Origin of the sequence: Yersinia sp. 1252 StPb PI (assembly GCF_048593885.1) — a bacterium.
Lineage (GTDB): Bacteria > Pseudomonadota > Gammaproteobacteria > Enterobacterales > Enterobacteriaceae > Yersinia > Yersinia enterocolitica_E.
The window spans coordinates 1-2,114 of the sequence record NZ_JAZGQE010000322.1 but is presented as its reverse complement, the minus strand read 5'-3'; the positions used below and the strand labels follow the sequence as shown (position 1 = coordinate 2,114).

Genomic DNA, 2,114 nt, shown 5'->3' with positions numbered 1-2,114 from the left:
GGGGAAGGATTCGAACCTTCGAAGTCGATGACGGCAGATTTACAGTCTGCTCCCTTTGGCCGCTCGGGAACCCCACCACTGGCCTAACTGCTTATCAATACTGTCTTGGTAAGCGGGGCGCATCATATCAAATGAAGCGCCCCTGTAAAGACTTGAAATGAAAAAAATAAGTTGTTCGGTGCTTTTTTGTTCTTGACGATGTTTATCTGGGCAAAAAACATCTGTTTATTGCGCGCTTACAGGATAACGGTGCGGTTACCGTAAACAAAAACACGTTGTGCTAAAACACGATACAGAGCACGGCTCAGAACGTTTTTTTCCACATCTCGCCCGGCTCGCATCATATCTTCTGCCGTGTACGAATGATCGACGTGAATAACATCTTGCATGATGATTGGGCCTTCATCCAGGCTATCGTTTACATAGTGAGCCGTGGCACCAATAATTTTCACCCCCCGCTCATAAGCCTGGTGATAAGGGCGAGCACCGATAAATGCAGGCAAGAATGAGTGGTGGATATTAATAATCTGGTAAGGGAAGCGTTGAACAAAGGCTGGTGTTAGCACGCGCATATATTTGGCCAGAACCACGTAGTCTGGTTGGTATTGTTCAATTTGCTCAATCAGACGTTGATCATGTTGATCACGAGTCAAACCTTCGTGGCTGATAAGATGGAAAGGGATATCAAAGCGCTCCACCAGATTCTGTAGTGCATCATGATTGCCAATCACCGCTGCAATTTCAACATCCAGACCACCATAGGCACTCTTCATTAATAAGTCGCCGAGGCAATGTGCTTCTTTGGTGACCATAATAACAATACGGCGACGCCCTGCGGTATGTAATTCGCGGTTGGTGCCTTCGGGTAAAGCATCATCTAAGTCTGCCAGCAGGGTAGTATCGTTAAAAATACCTTCAAGCTCTGTACGCATGAAAAAGCGGCCAGTCAGATGATCAACAAATTCATTATTCTGCACGATATTCAACTGGTGCTTGTAACAAATATTGGTAATTTTTGCGATTAAGCCTTTAGCGTCAGGGCATATAGTGCGTAACACTTTCTTTTGTACATTCTGGTGTGGCATAAGGTGGTAAATCCTGTCTTAACAGTACTTGATGTTATGTAAATGTTTGATGCTACGGTCAGTAATGAAACGATTTTACTGTTAATGCCCGCAACATTTCTTATATTTTTTCCCTGAACCGCAAGGACAGATATCATTTCTACCCACCGACGGCCGGACTCCGTCGATATAGTACCAGTGTTCTTTTATTCGAAGGAAGCGGGAACGTTCATGCATTGTGCTTATCTGCATATTATTTGGATCAGTAAAGCGGGCAATGAACTCAACAAAGGCTTCGTCATCATGACTGCCAGTAGTTTCTGCAATAACTGTTAATCCGTGCCATACAGTATTGGTGAAGCTTTGAATTATTCCATCTCGCCATTCTTGTGCTTTGCAGTCTGGATGCCAGGTTTTAATCAGATAGTCCGCATCCTTTTTTACATAGGCGCTGTAGCGTGAGCGCATCAGTATTACAGGTTTGGCCGCAACTTGCGTGTTAAGGATATAAGGCGCACAGCATCGTTGATATTCAAAGCTGCTGCCACATGGGCACTGTTCTGACAAAATTTCTCCGAAAAACCAATAATGCCATCTTATCTGCGAATGAATGGTCAGCAACAGAAGAGGGCGGGCAATCAAATAGGGGCAAATAGGGCCTTATCTTACCTAATCACGTGATGAGGTTCAAAGTTGATAATTTTGCGCAGGATAGGGGGCGAACTTAAGTTTTGTGATGTTGCTCACAAAAATAGTTGACCGGCGTTTCATTATGGAGTAACTTAATAACTGTGATGTGTATCACATAAAAATAATGATGTTTACAGGAGCAACCCATGAAACTGATCAATAAAGTTATCGCTATGTTCGAAAAAATGAGTGTCTCATTTGGTACTATTAACGGTTAATTATTTCCTAAATAATCCGTAAGAATTCATAATATTCTGAGAAAGGTCGAGTTATAGTTAATAACACTATAGCCCACGAGAGCTAACGGTGAAATGACAGCATGTAATGCGATTATCTATTTAGTGAATCTTATATTACTAG

General features: G+C 42.6%; 2 protein-coding genes. Both read right to left on the bottom strand.

The genetic code is table 11. The annotated features are described in order from the left end of the window. Positions 1–236 precede the first annotated feature (236 nt). Entirely contained in the window at positions 237–1,085 is an 849-nt protein-coding gene (gene purU / locus V2A85_RS23160) for a formyltetrahydrofolate deformylase (protein ID WP_025378136.1), read from the bottom strand. Positions 1,086–1,166: 81 nt separating this feature from the next. After that, positions 1,167–1,631, bottom strand: coding sequence for a YchJ family protein (locus tag V2A85_RS23155; protein ID WP_083158956.1), 465 nt, complete (start codon positions 1,629–1,631; stop codon positions 1,167–1,169). Positions 1,632–2,114 lie beyond the last annotated feature (483 nt).

What these genes read in the sequence shown, in the direction of transcription:
- purU (WP_025378136.1), bottom strand. Translation starts at nt 1,085, where the DNA reads ATGCCACACCAGAATGTACAAAAGAAAGTGTTACGCACTATATGCCCT.